This is a genomic window from Shimia sp., from assembly GCF_039969785.1.
Lineage (GTDB): Bacteria > Pseudomonadota > Alphaproteobacteria > Rhodobacterales > Rhodobacteraceae > Shimia.
In genome coordinates, this window is record NZ_JBDVNC010000005.1 from 1 (window position 1) to 16685 (window position 16685).

General features: G+C 54.9%; 14 protein-coding genes and 2 pseudogenes. 2 read left to right on the top strand and 14 right to left on the bottom strand.

The window, feature by feature from the left end; translation table 11 throughout:
• Nucleotides 1-121, top strand: a pseudogene (locus tag ABJI08_RS02180) (IS3 family transposase); the annotation flags it as partial.
• 88 nt (nt 122-209) lie between these two features.
• Here ABJI08_RS02180 and ABJI08_RS02185 read toward each other — a convergent pair.
• The 3 genes and pseudogenes from ABJI08_RS02185 to ABJI08_RS02195 all read right to left on the bottom strand — a co-directional run.
• Nucleotides 210-728 (bottom strand): annotated as a pseudogene (locus ABJI08_RS02185) (IS5 family transposase); the annotation flags it as partial.
• A 281-nt stretch (nt 729-1009) separates the two neighbouring features.
• Nucleotides 1010-3529: an ATP-binding protein gene (locus ABJI08_RS02190; RefSeq protein WP_348400194.1), complete on the bottom strand. Its 2520-nt coding sequence runs from the start codon at nt 3527-3529 to the stop codon at nt 1010-1012.
• 41 nt (nt 3530-3570) lie between these two features.
• Nucleotides 3571-4062: an oxidoreductase gene (locus ABJI08_RS02195; protein WP_348400195.1), complete on the bottom strand. Its 492-nt coding sequence runs from the start codon at nt 4060-4062 to the stop codon at nt 3571-3573.
• A 275-nt stretch (nt 4063-4337) separates the two neighbouring features.
• On the opposite strand from ABJI08_RS02195, the gene ABJI08_RS02200 reads away from it, so the two are divergent.
• On the top strand, nt 4338-4937 hold the full coding sequence (locus ABJI08_RS02200; RefSeq protein WP_348400196.1) for a response regulator transcription factor: 600 nt from the start codon (nt 4338-4340) through the stop codon (nt 4935-4937).
• Nucleotides 4938-5006: 69 nt separating this feature from the next.
• Here ABJI08_RS02200 and ABJI08_RS02205 read toward each other — a convergent pair whose 3' ends face one another.
• The 11 genes from ABJI08_RS02205 to ABJI08_RS02255 all read right to left on the bottom strand — a co-directional run bounded on the left by ABJI08_RS02205 (nt 5007) and on the right by ABJI08_RS02255 (nt 16685).
• Entirely contained in the window at nt 5007-5651 is a 645-nt protein-coding gene (locus tag ABJI08_RS02205; RefSeq protein WP_348400197.1) for a sugar transferase, read from the bottom strand.
• A gap of 25 nt (nt 5652-5676) precedes the next feature.
• On the bottom strand, nt 5677-7734 hold the full coding sequence (locus tag ABJI08_RS02210) for a hypothetical protein (RefSeq protein WP_348400198.1): 2058 nt from the start codon (nt 7732-7734) through the stop codon (nt 5677-5679).
• A gap of 4 nt (nt 7735-7738) precedes the next feature.
• Nucleotides 7739-8575, bottom strand: coding sequence for a glycosyltransferase family 2 protein (locus ABJI08_RS02215; protein ID WP_348400199.1), 837 nt, complete (start codon nt 8573-8575; stop codon nt 7739-7741).
• Entirely contained in the window at nt 8575-9114 is a 540-nt protein-coding gene (locus ABJI08_RS02220) for a glycosyltransferase (RefSeq protein WP_348400200.1), read from the bottom strand. Before ABJI08_RS02220 ends, ABJI08_RS02215 begins: the two co-directional genes overlap by 1 nt.
• A 32-nt stretch (nt 9115-9146) precedes the next feature.
• Complete coding sequence (locus ABJI08_RS02225; RefSeq protein WP_348400201.1) at nt 9147-9614, bottom strand: UDP-N-acetylglucosamine--LPS N-acetylglucosamine transferase; 468 nt, start codon at nt 9612-9614, stop codon at nt 9147-9149.
• 115 nt (nt 9615-9729) lie between these two features.
• Nucleotides 9730-10956 (bottom strand): glycosyltransferase family 4 protein, encoded by a 1227-nt coding sequence (locus ABJI08_RS02230; RefSeq protein WP_348400202.1) that lies wholly within the window; start codon nt 10954-10956, stop codon nt 9730-9732.
• 2 nt (nt 10957-10958) lie between these two features.
• Nucleotides 10959-11888, bottom strand: a complete 930-nt coding sequence (locus tag ABJI08_RS02235; protein ID WP_348400203.1) for a glycosyltransferase family 2 protein — start codon at nt 11886-11888, stop codon at nt 10959-10961.
• A gap of 23 nt (nt 11889-11911) precedes the next feature.
• Nucleotides 11912-13174: a hypothetical protein gene (locus ABJI08_RS02240; RefSeq protein WP_348400204.1), complete on the bottom strand. Its 1263-nt coding sequence runs from the start codon at nt 13172-13174 to the stop codon at nt 11912-11914.
• A 48-nt stretch (nt 13175-13222) separates the two neighbouring features.
• Nucleotides 13223-14200 carry an acyltransferase gene (locus ABJI08_RS02245; protein ID WP_348400205.1) on the bottom strand — a complete coding sequence of 326 codons (978 nt, stop codon included), beginning with the start codon at nt 14198-14200 and terminating at the stop codon, nt 13223-13225.
• A complete protein-coding gene (locus ABJI08_RS02250) occupies nt 14197-15456 on the bottom strand; it encodes a Coenzyme F420 hydrogenase/dehydrogenase, beta subunit C-terminal domain (RefSeq protein ID WP_348400206.1) in 1260 nt (419 codons plus the stop codon). Before ABJI08_RS02250 ends, ABJI08_RS02245 begins: the two co-directional genes overlap by 4 nt.
• On the bottom strand, nt 15453-16685 hold the full coding sequence (locus ABJI08_RS02255; protein WP_348400207.1) for an oligosaccharide flippase family protein: 1233 nt from the start codon (nt 16683-16685) through the stop codon (nt 15453-15455). The genes ABJI08_RS02250 and ABJI08_RS02255 overlap by 4 nt, the downstream gene beginning before the upstream one ends.

Sequence of the window (16685 nt, forward strand, 5' to 3'; positions counted from 1 at the left end):
CAACCAAACACCCGCTGAAGCGCGTCGAGCGCTCGAGCAATTTGAGGGCTCCGCGCACGACGCGCTTGCCCAAAACGAAACCGACGATTATGAAATCAATACCCGCAAACTCTCGTTATGAATGAGGGTGCCTCGGGGGGCTGCTCACCCGGAGGGGCTTTGTTGCACAAATCTGTTGAAGGTCGATCTTCACCTTTTCCCGGACAGACTTATCCTATGGGCTGTGTGACAGGCATGCCGAGAGTGGTGTAACGATTGAGTACTGCTACGCGGATTTGGATTTCCTCGAACTGCCGATCGAAATCGCGAGCCCTGAGCGACTGTCCGAGCAGTTTCATTCAACACCTCTTGGTCTCGACGCGGCTTCTGCGGTGATACCCACTCCATCGCCGCTACAGGGCGTGGCCCAGGTATCGCGATGCGTTGACTGTTTCGTTCCGGGCGACGGCTCCAGCGCTGGTGGGTTTTCACGGCTTGGCGTTCTTGCGCGGCGGGATGACAGCATAGGCACCACGGGTGGCAATCGCATAGTGGCATTTGCGCGTTTCATAGACACCAACAGTGATCACTGATCCAATATCCTGATCGGGTGGGATTTGGTCGAGCAGTTCCGGCAGCATCGGTGCATCACCAACATTGCTGGTGGTGACCTCGACCGCCCGAACCTCAAGCTTTTCTTCGTCGACCCCGATATATATCTTGCGCCAAATCCGGCGTTTGGACCCACCCATTGCCCGACAGTCGAAACGTAGTTTCGATATGAGGCTCCGGCAACGGCTTCTGGTTTCAACTTTAAGGCTTTGGAAGCCGCTTGGGGAGCATTTGAAAACTCGCTGAATTAATCTCGGCTTAACTTCACCCGTAAGAAAGTAATTTCAGGCAAATTCGAGCTGGTCGCTTCCAAGCTATCAACGCTGCCCCTTGCACTGCGCACAAACAACCGCCTCTGTGAAATCAGCTGTGCGGCGCATTTTGAAACACTCTTTCCGCGACCAGATTTTCTCTTGCATTATCGCCGGAACAGCGGCTTGCTTTCGTCGTCCCAAACGCTGGACAACTCGGCCATGAACTTATCAGAAATACTCTTTTTTGAGCGCACATCATTCTCCAAAACTTGCAGCAAACGATGGAGTTTTTTGCACCCAAGCACCGATGCCGATCCTGCAATTCTGTGTACTTGATCTGCGGATATTTTGGAGGTCTCGTCAGAGTGTGCACGCTGCATACTTTCAACTTCATCCGCGAATTCACCAACCAAAGCGCGAATTTTGGTTTCGCCCACTTTTTGAAAAAGGACACCGAGAACATCATTTGACTCTTCTGGCCCGTCCGACGTCGGCCGACCAGTACGGTTTAAAGCCAAAACTATCGCTGCGTTCAGCGATTTAACACTAAGGGGCTTAACGATCGTTTCTGAAATACCCGCAGCCGCAAACCGCTTGCGATCATCGGGCAATGCATGTGCAGTTAATGCAATTATTGGTACGTCATGATTCGGTCCGTTTCCGTTGCGAATAAGTACCGTCGCTTCGACGCCATCCAGTTCCGGCATACTTATGTCCATAAAGATAAGGTCAAACGCGCTTGCTTCGGCCAAACTAACCCCTTGCGTCCCGTCCTCTGCGACCACGACATCATGCCCCGCATTCGCCAACATATCCGTGGCCACCAACCTGTTTATCTCGTTGTCTTCGACAAGCAGTATTCGAAGAGCCTCTTCGACGTCGGCGGGCCCCGCGTTTTCTTCGATTGTCTCAACGCCTACGACATCAGGCATTCCGACCGGTAACTTGAACAAAAAGATACTGCCGACCTCCAGCTCGCTTTCCAGCTCAAGGCGTCCACCCATCGCTTCAACCAGACGACGTGAAATACCGAGCCCAAGTCCGCTGCCCTCCGCCATACGCCCATAGCTTGTGTCCAAAGTTCGAAAATCCTCAAAGACGACCTCCTGATCTTCCTGCGCAATTCCAATTCCCGTATCCGTAATACGAAACTCGACCGTTTGCCCATCCGAAAGCTGATCGCATTCCACCGAAATATCGCCATTTCGGGTGAACTTGTTCGCGTTCGCCACAAGGTTCAGCACCACTTGCAACAGCTTGACCTTGTCCACCCAAATTTTTTTGGGCGCATGTTTAGCGTTATAGGAAATCCGGTTGCCATTGGCTTCGAACGCCGGATGCTGGCTTTCGACTAACTCTTTCAGAAAGGCACCCGGAGCCAATGGCTCTTTGTTCAGTTCCAGCCGTCCCGCATCTGCCTTGGACATGTTCAAAACGCCATTCACGTGATGCAAAAGCAAGTTGGCCGACGTCTCCATCGCCGACAGGTATTTTTTCTTTTTTGCGTCTAGTTCCGTGCCCTGCAACAACTCCATCGTCCCCAACAGACCGTTTAGCGGCGTACGCATCTCGTGACTCATAACAGCAATCAAATCCGCCTTGGCCTTTTCACCTGCGACCGCCTTATCTCGCGTCTCGATCAACTCTTGTTCAACTTCAACCCGTTCTGAGATATCGCGGATATAGGATACAAACACATCATCTCCGACGGCTCTCGCCGCTGAAATCGTCAATTCCACAGGAAAGACCTGGCCGCACTTTCGCATCGCCTCCAGACGCAAAAGCCCCTTACCGACCACATGATGCTCGCGTGTTTCGCGATAGCGAGCCATTCCATTTTCATGCGCATCGCGCAGATGATCAGGTATGATCAGCTCGCTCATAACAGCGCCGATGGCTTCTTCCCGCGTAAAGCCGAATATACGCTCGGCCGCGCCGTTATAGTCGATGATCCGACCGTCCTGACCGATAGTCAAAATGCCGTCAATCGACGTGGAAATCACCTCTTGCAATCGATTTCGGGATTCTGCAGCACCAGCTTCAGTCACGGCAAAACTGCGTACAAGCGCCAGTAAAAAATAGACAACCACGAAAAATATCAAGACAAGGATCAGCGTCAGAAGGGCTATCTGTGACAACAGCGAACCCACCGAACGTCTGTGCTGATCGGAATTTGCGGCAAACGTACGAACCCCAGCCACAGCAAAGCGGCGTGCCTCAGGTGCAATCCGGACCAACTCTTCGGCCATTTGAGGCAACGCCAGCGAAATCGACGCATCGCTTCCATCTATTACGTGTTCGAAGGCGGCAATAAACTTGGAAAGCGTATTCAACGCCTCTTGAGCCTGCGGGTCTTTACGAACATTAGCAAACTGCCGACCATTCGAAAGTGTGCTTATCCGGCTATAAAGAATGTCATAGCGCCGACGCACGTCGCTGATACTACCGGTGCCTTCGATTGCGGCCGAAACGGAAATCTGAAACACGCGCAGGTCCACTTCGGACTGCGCCAGCGTCCATTGTGTTGAATCGCTTTTTGTCGACGTCTGTTCGTTAATCTGGTCGCGTAAGTTGCCAGACACAACAAAGATCGTCAAAGCGATCACCCCGATTGAAATCGCGGCCGCCAACAGGCCGGCACGGTGCAGAGCGCGTAATGGAAACCTTGGGATTGTGTGTTTCAATAGCCTTATCACGCATGAAGAGTGTCGGGTCATGTGAAGTGCTATTCTTTCACAACGATCCGATCAAGCTGCCAAATGCTGCGAGAGTAAACAATTTCTGTACGATAATCGGCGTCAGAGTCGTATGGATACACAATCCACAAAGGCCCTTTATCGCGCAAGGACATCGGTTTGCCATTGCGCAAAAAAGAGACCACAGGCCCCTCCGCCATGGCTTCATCAACTGGAAAGTTAACCGAATAGTCATTCACGGCCGTCGCTTCCAAGAAACCGTATTCCAGCTGCAACGCGCTTACGAGAGCGGCCAAAGGCACCCCTTCAAATGTCTGAACTCCATCAGTCCACGGTGTCGTGGTCTCGAACGTTACGGTACCCATTGCTTGCAATTCATCCAGCGAAAACTGGATGTTGCCGTCCTCCTGGGCAATCGGAAGATTACCCGACACGGTCAAAACTGCGTTTTCTGTTGCTACCGCTAAACTGCTCACACAAGTGAGCACTGATACCAGAACGGCTCGATTGACGTATCCCATAGCCTAACCTTCTTTCGTGATTGTCGTTTGAGGGATATTGCCACACACCCATTTTGACGTCCTAGTCGCATAGGTGGATTGGCGCTATACTTTCGTATAGCTCGCCAACCTTGTTTTCCTGTCATTCTCCGGAATATCGCAAGAATGCGTAACCGTTTCAAAATATTGTCCGAGCAAAGTTGTTTATATTTGAACGAGGCATAATATGCCTATTGTTGATGTACCGGGTCTGTCGCATGTTGCGCCGCCGCCCCCCCTCCTAAGGTGAGTTAAGTATGCGAGTTTTGATTGCCGACGACCACGATTTAGTGCGCGAGGCCATTGCCGCCCTTCTGGTTCAAGAAGGCATTGAAGACGTCCAGACCGTTTGCGATCTTGATCAGGCTTTGGTCTTGGTCACCGAACAAGGCAGCTTTGATTTGGTCCTCCTAGATTTCAAGATGCCTGGAATGGATGGGCTAAAAGGGTTGAAAAAAATGCAAAATGCCAACGAAGGGCGACCGGTTGCGCTGCTTTCTGGCAATATGTCCCGTGCCGCTGTTCAAGAGGCTATTGATCAGGGTGCTTCTGGGTTTGTTCCAAAAACACTCGCCTCGCACTCTCTGGGGAACGCGGTCAAATTCATGATCGCAGGCGAAACCTTTGCTCCCTACAATTTCATGCAACAAGATGACACCCCGATCGGTAATCTCTCTATGCGTGAAACCGAAGTGCTGCGCGGACTTTGCGATGGCCTTGCCAACAAGGAAATCGCCAATAACCTCGACTTGCAGGAAGCCACAATCAAGCTGCACGTTAAAACTCTCTGTCGCAAGCTTGAAGCCAAAAACCGAACCCATGCGGCAATGATTGCAAGAGACAGAAACCTGCTTTAACTCGAAGTACTTTTCAGGATTATCGGGCGCGCGATCCAAACCCGCGCCCGATTTTTTTTGACATAGAACTCAATACGCGCCCCGGCCACTTACCACGGCACCCAGCGTTCTCAGCAGGATCGACACGTCCGTCGCAACCGAAACCCGACGCACATACTCGACATCCATCGAGATCATTTCGTCAAACCCGACATCCGCACGTCCAGAAACCTGCCATAGCCCGGTGATCCCGGGTAATACTGCATGCCGCTGATGGGCGTGATCCGGGTACTTCGCCACCTCACAAACCAAAGCGGGCCGAGGGCCGACAATCGACATGTCTCCCAACAAAACATTGATCAGCTGTGGCAGCTCGTCCAACGACCAACGTCGCAAAAATCGCCCAACCGGCGTGATCCTCGGATCGTGTTTAACTTTAACGCAAAGTCCCTCACGTTCATTAAGTTGCTCTACCTGTGCCCGCCGCGCTTCGGCGTCTGAGCTCATTGATCTGAGCTTATACATGGAGAAAGTGTGTCCTCCTCGCCCGACGCGCTCTTGCACAAAGAACACAGACCCCTTTGAGGTTAACGCTACCGCCGCAGCAGCGGCCCCCAAGACCGGCAACACAGCGGGCAGCATTACTACACAGATCGCTAAATCCAACACCCGTTTGGGCCGCAAAAGCCGAAACTTAGGCTTTACGACGCATGTGTTAACTGTGGTCATTGCCATTCCAAAATCCTCCCCAAGGCAAAAGTCATGTCCGAACCGCTAACCACGGATCGCCAGGCAGCGCGTTGCGCAGGCTTGCGGTGCTTCCGTTGCGTGGCAGATCATGAAGTGGCTCAACCAACCTCTGAACCGAGGCGCGCGAATCTGTGGGGTCCAACACCAACACACCCACATCCGCATTTGTCAGAATGAACTGGGCCGAAAGGCTGTCTTGCATGTCGCCGATTGAAACAATCACAACGTCGAACATGTGAGCGGCGTGTTGCAGCGCAGCGCGCACCATTGGTGCAGAAACCGTTCGATCCTCAACATGCGCCAAAGCGCCACTATCGACTTCCCACATTTCCGACTGCTCATTAAGCGTGGGCGCCTCCACGCAGGCTCCGGTGAGCATTTCACGCCAGCCAGCTTCCGCCTCCGGGTCAGGCCCTTGCGTAATATCGGCATCAATAAACAATGTTCGCATACGCGCCCGCGCAAAGCTTTCGGCTAGGGTAAGGGCGCTTGCATAGCTGTCTGAAATCCCGGCGTTCGTCACCGCAATTACAGGTGCGTTTCCAACCAAACGCGGTTTTCTAAGGCTTTGCATTTGCAGCTCGTTGCGCAACAGATCAGCCGCGTGGGGATCTGCTTCGTCCAGATCCGTTACTTGTCGCACAGGCAGTTGCGCCTCAAGCGGTGTCAGGCTTTCGGCAAAGCGCACTCGGCGCTCGCGAAATGCCATGCCAAACATCAGCGCCATGGCAGCAACCAGTCCCGCGAGCAAACCCATTGCAGCTCGCATCTTTCGAGTATCTTCGGTCGGCTCGAGAGGAAGTGAAGGGGGCGACATGACCACCGCATACCCCGGCAAAGCCCGCCCGAACTCCAACCGGATTACCTCAAGTGCGCGGCGTGTCTCTTCCAATAAGCGCACAGCAGAAGCGATTTCGGTTTCGACCCCATCCATGTCGATGCGCCGCCTATTCAAATCGCGTGCCTCTTTACGCGCGATGTCCAGTTGCCCGGACACTTTGTCATAAAGAGATTTGATCTCGCGTGCGGTTGTGTCATCGCCACTTTCGGTGACATCCGTGAGCGCACCGGTCTGACCCAAAACACGTATCTGTTCACGCCGGTTCGCCATCGCGGTTTCGATCACCGCGATTTCATTCTGCTTGGCCTTCACTTTCCGATCGTAGCGCGGGTTCATCTGGGTGACGTACCCTGACTGCAACCCCGCAAGTTCGCTCATTAATTTGGCGCGTTCAAAATTGAGGTCAGCCATCGCGCGATCCAACAGCGTTGCGCGCATGATTTCCTGATCGGACGTATCGGCAGAAGAAGAAATGCCGTCTGTTTGCAATGTCGCCAGAGTCGCTGCCACCTCTGATTTACGCGAGGACAGGCTGTCGATCTGAGCAATTTTTTCGATATGTGCCTTGGCCAAAGCATTCAGCCCAAATTCACCACCAACTTCCAGTTGATCCTTGCGCAAAACTTCCAGCCGTTCGGTCAGTTGTTTCTCGCGCGCATAGAGTTCTTCCAGGCGAACAGCGGTACGCACTTCCTCGGCCTCGGATTTCAACTGCAAGTAGGACCCGATCACGGCTTCAAGCTTTTGCGCTGCAAACGCCGCATCCTTACTCATCGTCTTTAAGACGATCAGACTGTCTGAACGACGTATTTCAATCGACTTCGACAGGTCAATTGCCTTCAACCCATCACCCAGATCGGGCCGCAGGTCCGTTAACGTCTCGGCCGAACGTTCCATCACAGGATGCGAGGCAACATAGGTGGTTTCGGCTTTCACAAAGCTATCGAAAATCTTGAGAACCGAAGCTTCTCCAGTCGCATAAAGAATGTTGGATTCCTGCGGATACACGCGCAAAATCGCACGAGATTCAAAGAGTTGAATACCAGAGAAGTACCCGACGGTTGCCAGTACGGGCACCAGAACTGCCCCTGCTGAGACTCCGATTTTCCATCGGCCACGCAAAGCCCGACCTAGGGCTGCAACAGGATTTGGCTGCACTTCTTCCGCTTCAGGAATAGGCTGTGGCTGAAGGTTCTCTTCAACATTTACGGACGCGACAGCAACCATGGCTCTATCCGCCAACCCGAGAGGTCATGTCGCGTTCCCAATGGCCCGCAGCAAATACACTACTGCGCATCGATAGCCGCACCCATGCGTTGACACAGGCATAAACACCAATAGAAAGAGCGTGTTTGGGTTGACGTATGAGCCGTCCGAGAACAGCGACAGAGCTGCCGCGTTCGGGGCTTTGCAGGCCCATTTTTGAGACCTCACGCGCGCCGCGCAGGCTGCGCCGACGGACCTGGATCAGGCTATTCAGGGCTTTTGGCGCGCGGGCGACAAACCGAGAATCGGACACGAAAGCGATCCGGTCCTTGCCGACATGACGCCGAACATATTCGTCATCCGCAGTAATCAGAGGCAAAGGAAACAACTGAATTGCTATCTCTGGTGCCAGAGCAAAAACGCCACCGAATTTGCCGCAGTCAAAATAAGGGTTGGTGCGCCAGCCTTTATAGTAGGCGCGTACAACAGAAGACGCGCCAGCCGCGCAGACATCCATCTGGCCACAAGCCGCCTGTTTTTGACCATCCTCCATGGCCGCGACCAAAGCCACGAGGGACTCGGATGTAATCACCAGATCCGCATCGAGACAAATCACCGGCTTGTTGCGATCTGCCAGCATGAAACCAAGGTTCAGTGCATGACACTTGCCGGCGACTTCGGTTTCAAGAACATGGGCAGTTGGCATGACCGAACGCGCGCGACTTGCGGTAGCATCGGTGCAAGCGTTCGCAATCACAATGACACGAAATTCTCCTGGATTTGCACTGCAAGCCAGATGCATTAATGTTTGGCCAATTACAGCGGCCTCATTGTGGGCAGGGATCAAAATTGTCGCCAACATCACGCCACCGAATTTTTCAGTGACAGAGTAGGCGTCTCTGCGGCCTGTTCGTCCCAGACAAAGTCTCGGATCTCATCAATTAACGGGCCTAACATGTCTGCCCCGACGTCGACATCCATCGCCATAGGTGCGAATTCACAGGCCAGCGCCTGATCCAGCGCGCAGTGCAGATCGGTTTCGTCTTCAACAATTGTTACATTTGACAACCGCGCCATCTCGCGGGCGGTATCTTTTTGATGATCATTGCGATGTTCGTTCAGATCCGCGCGGCGAGGCATCAGCAGGATTGGCTTGCCGATTTCCGCAGCGGATAGAATTGTGCCCATGCCGGCATGCGCAACAATCAGGCTGGCCGCGGCGAACCGTGCTTCGAATTCGACCATGCCCAAATGGGAAACGGTTTCGATTGTTGAAAAATGCTGAGAACTGTCTCCGGTTTGAGCAAGAACCGGTACACCTCTGTGCCCTTTTGCCCAACCATCCAGCGCCAATAGCAGACGATCAAAGGGCAGTTGCGTTCCGACTGTCGCAAAAATCATAACTCTATCCTCGGATTTCTATTGGGGGGATTTCAGATCACTGCGCCGCGGTATTCAGCGCCAGTTTTCGCGGCAACTCGGGGCCATTGCGACAAGACCCTGTCCGCGACCCCCAACGACAATCGCGCCGAAACCGAAAGCCCGCGTGCATTCGCTATTGAGTCAACAAACATTGTGCGGGCACCAACCAAACGCGCTAGCTTGATCGCAAGAAACCCTCCTGCGGCACCGGTCGAGATAACCACGTCCGGACGCACCCTCGCAACGATCCAAGCCATCCGCGCCACGCAGATCAGAAGACGCAATGGCGTATCTTTGTTGGCGTCGGGATAGACATGCAAACACGCATCCCCCACCCGCGCTGAGGTTGTTTTTTCTGTTGTGGCATAATGCACGTCGGCATACCCAAACGCCGGTGCCAAACGCTGCATCTGTACCCAATGCCCACCGCCAGAAGACACCGCCAAGACAACAGGTTTGCTTCTCTTAGGTCCGAACATGACGATGTCTCCGTTTGCTTTTTGATCTTTCAAGCAAATGGATAACTCGAATTAACTTATTGATGTTAATGTATAAAGGTCGCTTACTCAGGCGCGAAGGTACAGCCGGGCTAACCTAAAGTGGTAGTGGTTCGCCCTTCTGGCCAGACAACACAGACTGATAGAGATCAACGAGCCTGTCGGCCTTGCCGCTCCACTGACCTTCGCGCGCCACCTTGTCCCGCGCACCGGCCCCCAATCGACACCGTGTCTCGGGATCAAGCGCCATCTGGGCCAAGCCCTGCGCGATGTCTTTAGCAAAGGTTTCCGGCGTTGTAACTGGCACACGAAAACCGGAATTCGCGTCGATAATCCACGCCGGACCACCCCGTTCGGCGGTAATAACCGGCAGGCCGTTACGCATCGCTTCATATAGCACACCGCCGGCAGCTTCGCGGAACGAAGGAAAGCAAAACAGATCATGGCTGGCATAAAGCTGCTCGACCTCTTCACGGGAAACGCGCCCCATAAATGTCACCCGATCCACTATACCTAGACGCTCAGCCTCAGCGCGGCAGACCTCGATCTCTTCTCCATCACCCGCACTGGTCAACGTCACTTCCGGCAAATCTTTGAGCAGAGCTATGGCGCGGACAGTATCTCGCAATCCTTTTGTACGCACGCCTCGACCGACATGAAGGACACGCATGACTCTCGGCGTTTGCGGGCGGGCGACCTTAGGCGCCACGTCATCAATACCCAGTTCCAACACCGGTTCAAACCGACGCAATGGCACATCGCGTAAAACATCCCGCACATATGGAGCCACCCCCAGAATACAGGCTGCGCCCGAGTAGCTGGCCCGTAACCATGGATCATATCGGAAACGCATTTGATCCAATGCCCTCAATCGCGTGAACAACGGCGCACTCGCGGCCTCATCGCGAAAGGCGTCGGGCGTGTTCAACGCCCCCCCTAGCGGTCCAATGATGTACGGCACGTCAAAATGGCGCAATGGCGAAGCATAGCGGGCGGCTTGTGGCATCAACTGATGCGCAATATCAAACTGCGCGCCGTTACGCAGCGCTTGCCCCATCCATTTGCGCACGTGCTTTGCAAAGATAGGCCAAGCCGGTTTGAGCATGGCGTTCAGGCGCTCGTGTTTTTGCGGCCAGGCAGGTTCAGGCCAAGAAATTACTCGTGCATTGGGCAATTGGAATTCCAACCTTGACCTTCCTGCGCGTTGAAACGCCAAGACCGTCAGCTCGACACGCTCAGACAGGTTTTGAGCCCATTTGAAGGCCACAAACGCCTCGCCCACGTCAGAGGAATCAATGTTGGGGGCGATTAACAGAACTTTCATGATCAGAACACTTTTTGACCTGCTGGCCACGCCTTTGGCAAATCCGCCGACACACGGACGAAATGCTTCGCGCGTTCCCTTGATCCGGGACGTTTGAACAGGCTCAACCCTGCCCAGAAAAGTGCGCGTGACATGTTGTGTGCTGCTAACACAGTAAAACAGGCCATTCCCGCTGGTAATCCACCGTGTTTCAGATGCAGTCGTGTGGTGCCCTGCGTCATGAGCACATCACGGCGATGGTTCAATTTACGTACCGAACCATTGCCAAAATGTGTTACCGCTTGAATCGGCGAGAACACTAGTTCCCAACCTGTCTGTTTAAAGCGGCGGCACCAATCGGTTTCCTCGCCATAAAAGAAAAACGCTTCGTCCAACAACCCGACCTCTTCCATCGCCGTGCGTCGCACGAACATAGCGGCACCAGAAATCACGTCGACGTTACGCTCAGTTTGTCGGTCCCATCCGGTCATGCGATAGCGGTCCCAGTGGGCAAACTTGGTCAAACCAAGCGTTTGCATCGTTAGATTGCCCAAGCTGGGAAAGGCGCTGCACGACGCCTGCACACTACCATCCGTGTTTAGAACTCTTGGGCCCATCACACCAACCCACGGATGTTGATCCAGCCATGCCACCGAGTCCGTCAACACATCGCCGTGCAGAAGCGTATCGGTATTGAGTAGCATCACATGTCGCCCCGTCGCGCGCCGCAACGCCACATTATTGCCGCTCGCAAACCCTAAGTTTTCTCCCGCTTCAATCAACATCACCCAAGGGAATTCCTGCTGGACCATCGCCACCGATCCATCGCACGAGCCATTGTCCACAACCAAAACCTCGGCCCGAAGATCTCCAATTCCGGCCTCTACGGTGCGCAAGCAATCACGCAGTAAATCTTCGGTGTTCCAATTCACGATCACAATCGACAGGTCCATTCCTAGCCCCTAACATTCAACGTTCAAAAAAGCCGCGCAGGTTGCACCAGTAAAGGCGCAACAGCACGTTGCAGCGATGCCCGACGTTTTGCCGGGGCTGCATCCAAAATCCAAGTTCCCGATCCGATCAGGAAAAAGAACAATACAAACAGAGCGTTCCACAGATGTACGGTCGCGGCAGCGACACCTATCCCAAACAAGGTGAACGCCCATGCATGACGCGCGCGGCGCCATTCAACCGGCAAGTTTTTGCGCTGCCCTGTCGCCCAAACCACGCCCAACAAAAGGGCGACCTGCAAAAAGAGCGCCGGCAATCCGTACCGCACAGCCGTCACGAGCCAGAAGTTATCCATGCTGTCAGACATCCAGACCGGACGGATCCAATCACCAAGGCCAATTCCGAACAGGGGATGGCGCGCCACTTCGGCGCTGCCGTATTCAAAAATAATGATCCTGTTATAGGCAGACTGTTTGGAAAAGGTGAAATATTCGACAAATACGTGGAAGGGCGTGCGGTTCGACAGCAGATCGATGCCAAGGTAGACAATCGCGAAGAGGGAAAACAATGCGGCCCACCGGCCCTGAACTTTGCCTAATGCCCGCTCCCATGCGGCGACGAAGCCCTGCATCATCAAAACAACATAGGGCCCTCCCGACGCCGACATGAACGTTGCCAGAACCACACCGCCAACTTTGACCATGCCGCCCAGTTTCATCAAGCGGCGCTCGGCCACAACAAAATAGGCCATAGAAAACGCCGACGCGCTAAACACACCGTATAGGATCGGATGGTCGAATGGTCCAAAGGTGCGCTCGATACCCATGCGCGGTTCGATAAACGCAGCCCTTGGCCCGCCAAACACGGAAGATATCCCATCATGCAAGATGTGGATGCCGCTTAATGCTTCAGGGATCGTGAAGACCAGAGTTGCGAGGACCAATCCGACATAAGCCCGCGCCACCCCCGCAAAATCTTCATAAGAGCGGATATAGAGCCGCCCCATCAAATAGGCACCCGCACATTCGACAATGTAGATACCGCCGGACTCAATACCTTGCGCGAGACCGCCCCATTTGATTAGCGCCATCAAGGCCCAGCCGCAATGCGACAGCAACAGCAAATCAAACACATGCACCCGGCCTCGACGGCCGCTGACCAGCTGAAACAGCATCGGCAGAAACATCAGGATCAACACCACCCGATAGGCTGACAACCGCAAACCGCCAAGGTTCAGCGACACCGCTGTTGGTAACATCATCGCCAGCAGAAAAATCATGATCGGCATCGGAGCGCCAAATATTGTCCGAGAATTTTGTGCCGCGACAGCCATCGTTCAGACCTTCGCCCGACGGCGTGTTAGGCTCGGCCGTTCAACCAGCTGCCAGCTGAGCAAAGCAACGGGATAGGTCCCAATTACGCTCAGCACAGCTAGCGCAATGGGCCCAATCCCCGGCTGCAGCGCCACGATAGATTGCGCCACTGGCCACCCATAAATGTACATTCCAAACGACACGTCCCGTGACAATGCAACCTTTGGGGCCATGAGAGCCAGCATCACCAGACCCAGCGCAACAGGGCCCAACGCAAATGACCATTGCAAAACAACGCCCAACATGGCCGACCCTATACTCACGCTCCAGCACAGCGATATCCAATCACGCCAAATATAGGCCACCATGCCCCACGAAAAGGCTGCAAACAAAGGCGCGAAAGTTGCCAACCGCCCCGGTAGACTGTGATGCACTGCCGCCAGAACCGTGGCACCAAGGGCCAACGCGAGAACCATCCAAGTTTGGCGCGCCCCCCCAAGCATGACAAACGCTGCGCAAGTCACGTATGACACGACCTCGTGAAACAGGCTCCAAAGTGGCCCATTGACCACCTCGGCGACTGGGTTTGCAGCAAAGGCTCCCGCCAAACGATGTTCGATCGAAACCAAGGTTACGGCGCGCAGAAACCAATTCACGTTTTGCTCAATCGATGGTGTCGCCCCGGATGCCACCGCCAAAGCAAGTGTCACCAAAAGTGCCGCGCCCAACCCCGGGAAAATACGGCGCGCTCGTGCCACCCAAAATGCTTTTCCGATGCCGCGTTGCGCGCTGGCTGTGATCAGCAACCCAGATACAAAAAAGAAGCCGCCTACAGCCCATCCACCTAATGAGCGACCGGTCAACTCCTGCAATGGCTCCATGGTTCCGGCACCCAAAGCCAGCGGCCACGCATGACTTACGATCACGCATATCGCCAGTCCCAAACGCAGTGCGTCCAGATTGTGCGTTTGTCGCGTAACGAATGCTTGGCCCAAAGTCATTGTGTGCGACCCGAAATCCGTACAGGTTGCCACAAGCGGTCTCGCAGAATGCGCTTCCAAGTTCCCAAGACGGACAGGGCTTTTTGCTTCATGGGCAAGGCCCACCACTGGGCAAGCAGCTTTTGGCCACGGTCCTGCGGCGCACCAAGACCAAACATGCGCATGGCCATACGGCGCCCCCAGACCGCGCCATTGGTGGCGCTCAGATTGGGTTGCGCCCGTGCGATCACATCTCTTGGACGGGTCTCGACATAAATGGATTGCGACCGTCGTGCGGCTTCGACAAAGGCCTGTCCGCGTGCGGTGCGCGCCACAACCAACGAGCGTCCCGCATCTTCATTGCCGCTCGGCGGCGCATGCCATGGATCCCCGACCGAGATATCCGCAAAGGCGCCAGAGTGATCCGCACAGACCCGGCACCGCCAACGACGATGAGATTGCAAAATTCCACCCCAGCCCGCGCCATAAGGAATGCCATTGCTTTTGGTCTCTTGCCCATCTGACCCGACCCAAGTCGCCTGCATCAATCCCGGCCAGCCATTTCCGCGATACCGCAGATCTCTGATAGTTGCACCCTTTGGCACCCCAAGACTTTTTAGCAACGCGTCGGTGGCCACAAGATTGGGCGCCCCCGCACAGAAAATCGCAATGGTCAGTGATATCTTTTCGGCCAGCTCAGGGTCATGGCGCATTGCCTTGCTGACCGAGGCAACATCACAGGGTTTGCCAACGAAAACGACCTTTTCATCCCCAGCTTTGATCCGCGCCAATGCGTCACAAGGACTGGCTTGTGCATATCGTGACCCCGCCCCGCGCATCAGCCCCGCGCGATCGTGGCTGATCACTGTTTCATTCAAACGCAGGTCGTCTTGGCGCGCGGCCACATGTACCACGCCCCCTGCAAATCCGGTTTCAAGGGCAAAAAGGCCCAACCCAGTCACTGCCCCACCCGACGAGCCACGATAGCGAATCTCAGGATCTTCGGCCCAACCTTCCCAAGCCGCGCGTACTGGCCCCCAGGCCTCATCAATCTCGTCTCCGAGACGCAGTTGTGTCCAATTACTGCCCTGCCCGGCACAGACGGCGGTTGCATCCCGCGATGCCTGACACCCTGCTTCGGATCGAGTTACAAGGGGTCGCCGCCCATGCGTAGCATCCTCAACCATCTTAATAAATTCCGGAAATGCACCGGCACATGCGCCACAGCCCGTACATTGGTTGCGCGCCACTACCGATGTGATTGGATCGCCGTTCATACCATTACTCCTTTAACGAGAGGGCGCGCCAAACCCACCAAATGCACTGCTCTGAATGTGGCACCTGCCTCACCCAAAGCGGCCGCTAATGCGATGCTTTCCAAAGGGAACCCGGCCAACGCAAACCCGCCTGCCAAAGCCACAGCCGCGGCACGCACTATATTCGCCCGCGCCGGATCGCCCGTGCGCCCGGTGGCCACGGCCAATTGTGAATACGGTGTTCGTAGAATGCGGCTTGCGGCCGCCACCGCCAGCGCCACGGTGACCCAAAGCCCCGGACGCAATTCGTTGCCGTAAACCAAGTCAATCAATGTTGGTGCGAGCAGCGTAAACCCTAGGATCATGCCGCCTGCTAAGACAACATGACTCAGTAAGATACGCGGCCAAACAACATCAAAACGCCTGCTCTCAAGTTCTGCGCGCAAAGTCGGCAAGACCACGGACCCGGCTGCGCGACCTACAATCTGTGCTGGCAACATCGCCAATTGCAGCACGACGCCGTACAGCGCCAGTGTCGCCCAGTCATAAGCCTGCGCGACGATCAGCCGATCCGCATAAAACGTTAGGAACAACAGCCCTGCATTCAACATCAAAGGCGCGCCAAATCTCCAGCTGCGCATCATAGTTTTAGTGCAGAACAGCACTTCGTACTGACGCGCCGCCACCAAATGACTAAGCATCATTCGCGTGCCGGCTTGCACAATCAACACCGCTGCCATGGCGCGGTGGTCAGCCCAAACTGCGACCGCGGGTCCCAAAGCGGCGAGCATTGCCACGGTCGCGCCGACCTCTACGACAGCCATCTGGCGATACTGAAATTGCCGCTCAGCGCGGCGATAATCCAAATGTCCAAATCCATTTAAAACAGGAATCACCGCCAATGCGGCAAAGGTCGCTGCAGTGGGTCCATCATCAAACATCCACGCCAACGCTGGGGCCAGCGCAAGCATCACGACCGAGGCAACCCCAGCGCGCAAAATTGCGACACCCTGCAATGCGCCCTGCATAGGTTTGGTGTCGCCATCCGGCGCTTGCACAATTAGACGTTCGACGCCTACATCACTTGCCATTTCAACCAAACGTACCGCCAGAGCCAGCATCATCGCGCGCCCCAGTTCGTCCGCGCCAATGGCCCAAGCGAAGACAACTGATCGACCCAATGCCGCTGCTTCGGCCAACACCGGTACACTCCACGCCAGTATCCGCCCATTTCGAAACGCGATGTGCAT

What these genes read in the sequence shown, in the direction of transcription:
- ABJI08_RS02210 (WP_348400198.1), bottom strand. Translation starts at nt 7,734, where the DNA reads ATGGTTGCTGTCGCGTCCGTAAATGTTGAAGAGAACCTTCAGCCACAG.
- ABJI08_RS02245 (WP_348400205.1), bottom strand. Translation starts at nt 14,200, where the DNA reads ATGACTTTGGGCCAAGCATTCGTTACGCGACAAACGCACAATCTGGAC.
- ABJI08_RS02195 (WP_348400195.1), bottom strand. Translation starts at nt 4,062, where the DNA reads ATGGGATACGTCAATCGAGCCGTTCTGGTATCAGTGCTCACTTGTGTG.
- ABJI08_RS02235 (WP_348400203.1), bottom strand. Translation starts at nt 11,888, where the DNA reads ATGGACCTGTCGATTGTGATCGTGAATTGGAACACCGAAGATTTACTG.
- ABJI08_RS02200 (WP_348400196.1), top strand. Translation starts at nt 4,338, where the DNA reads ATGCGAGTTTTGATTGCCGACGACCACGATTTAGTGCGCGAGGCCATT.
- ABJI08_RS02240 (WP_348400204.1), bottom strand. Translation starts at nt 13,174, where the DNA reads ATGCCGATCATGATTTTTCTGCTGGCGATGATGTTACCAACAGCGGTG.
- ABJI08_RS02205 (WP_348400197.1), bottom strand. Translation starts at nt 5,651, where the DNA reads ATGGCAATGACCACAGTTAACACATGCGTCGTAAAGCCTAAGTTTCGG.
- ABJI08_RS02230 (WP_348400202.1), bottom strand. Translation starts at nt 10,956, where the DNA reads ATGAAAGTTCTGTTAATCGCCCCCAACATTGATTCCTCTGACGTGGGC.
- ABJI08_RS02255 (WP_348400207.1), bottom strand. Translation starts at nt 16,685, where the DNA reads ATGCACATCGCGTTTCGAAATGGGCGGATACTGGCGTGGAGTGTACCG.
- ABJI08_RS02220 (WP_348400200.1), bottom strand. Translation starts at nt 9,114, where the DNA reads ATGATTTTTGCGACAGTCGGAACGCAACTGCCCTTTGATCGTCTGCTA.
- ABJI08_RS02215 (WP_348400199.1), bottom strand. Translation starts at nt 8,575, where the DNA reads ATGTTGGCGACAATTTTGATCCCTGCCCACAATGAGGCCGCTGTAATT.
- ABJI08_RS02250 (WP_348400206.1), bottom strand. Translation starts at nt 15,456, where the DNA reads ATGAACGGCGATCCAATCACATCGGTAGTGGCGCGCAACCAATGTACG.
- ABJI08_RS02225 (WP_348400201.1), bottom strand. Translation starts at nt 9,614, where the DNA reads ATGTTCGGACCTAAGAGAAGCAAACCTGTTGTCTTGGCGGTGTCTTCT.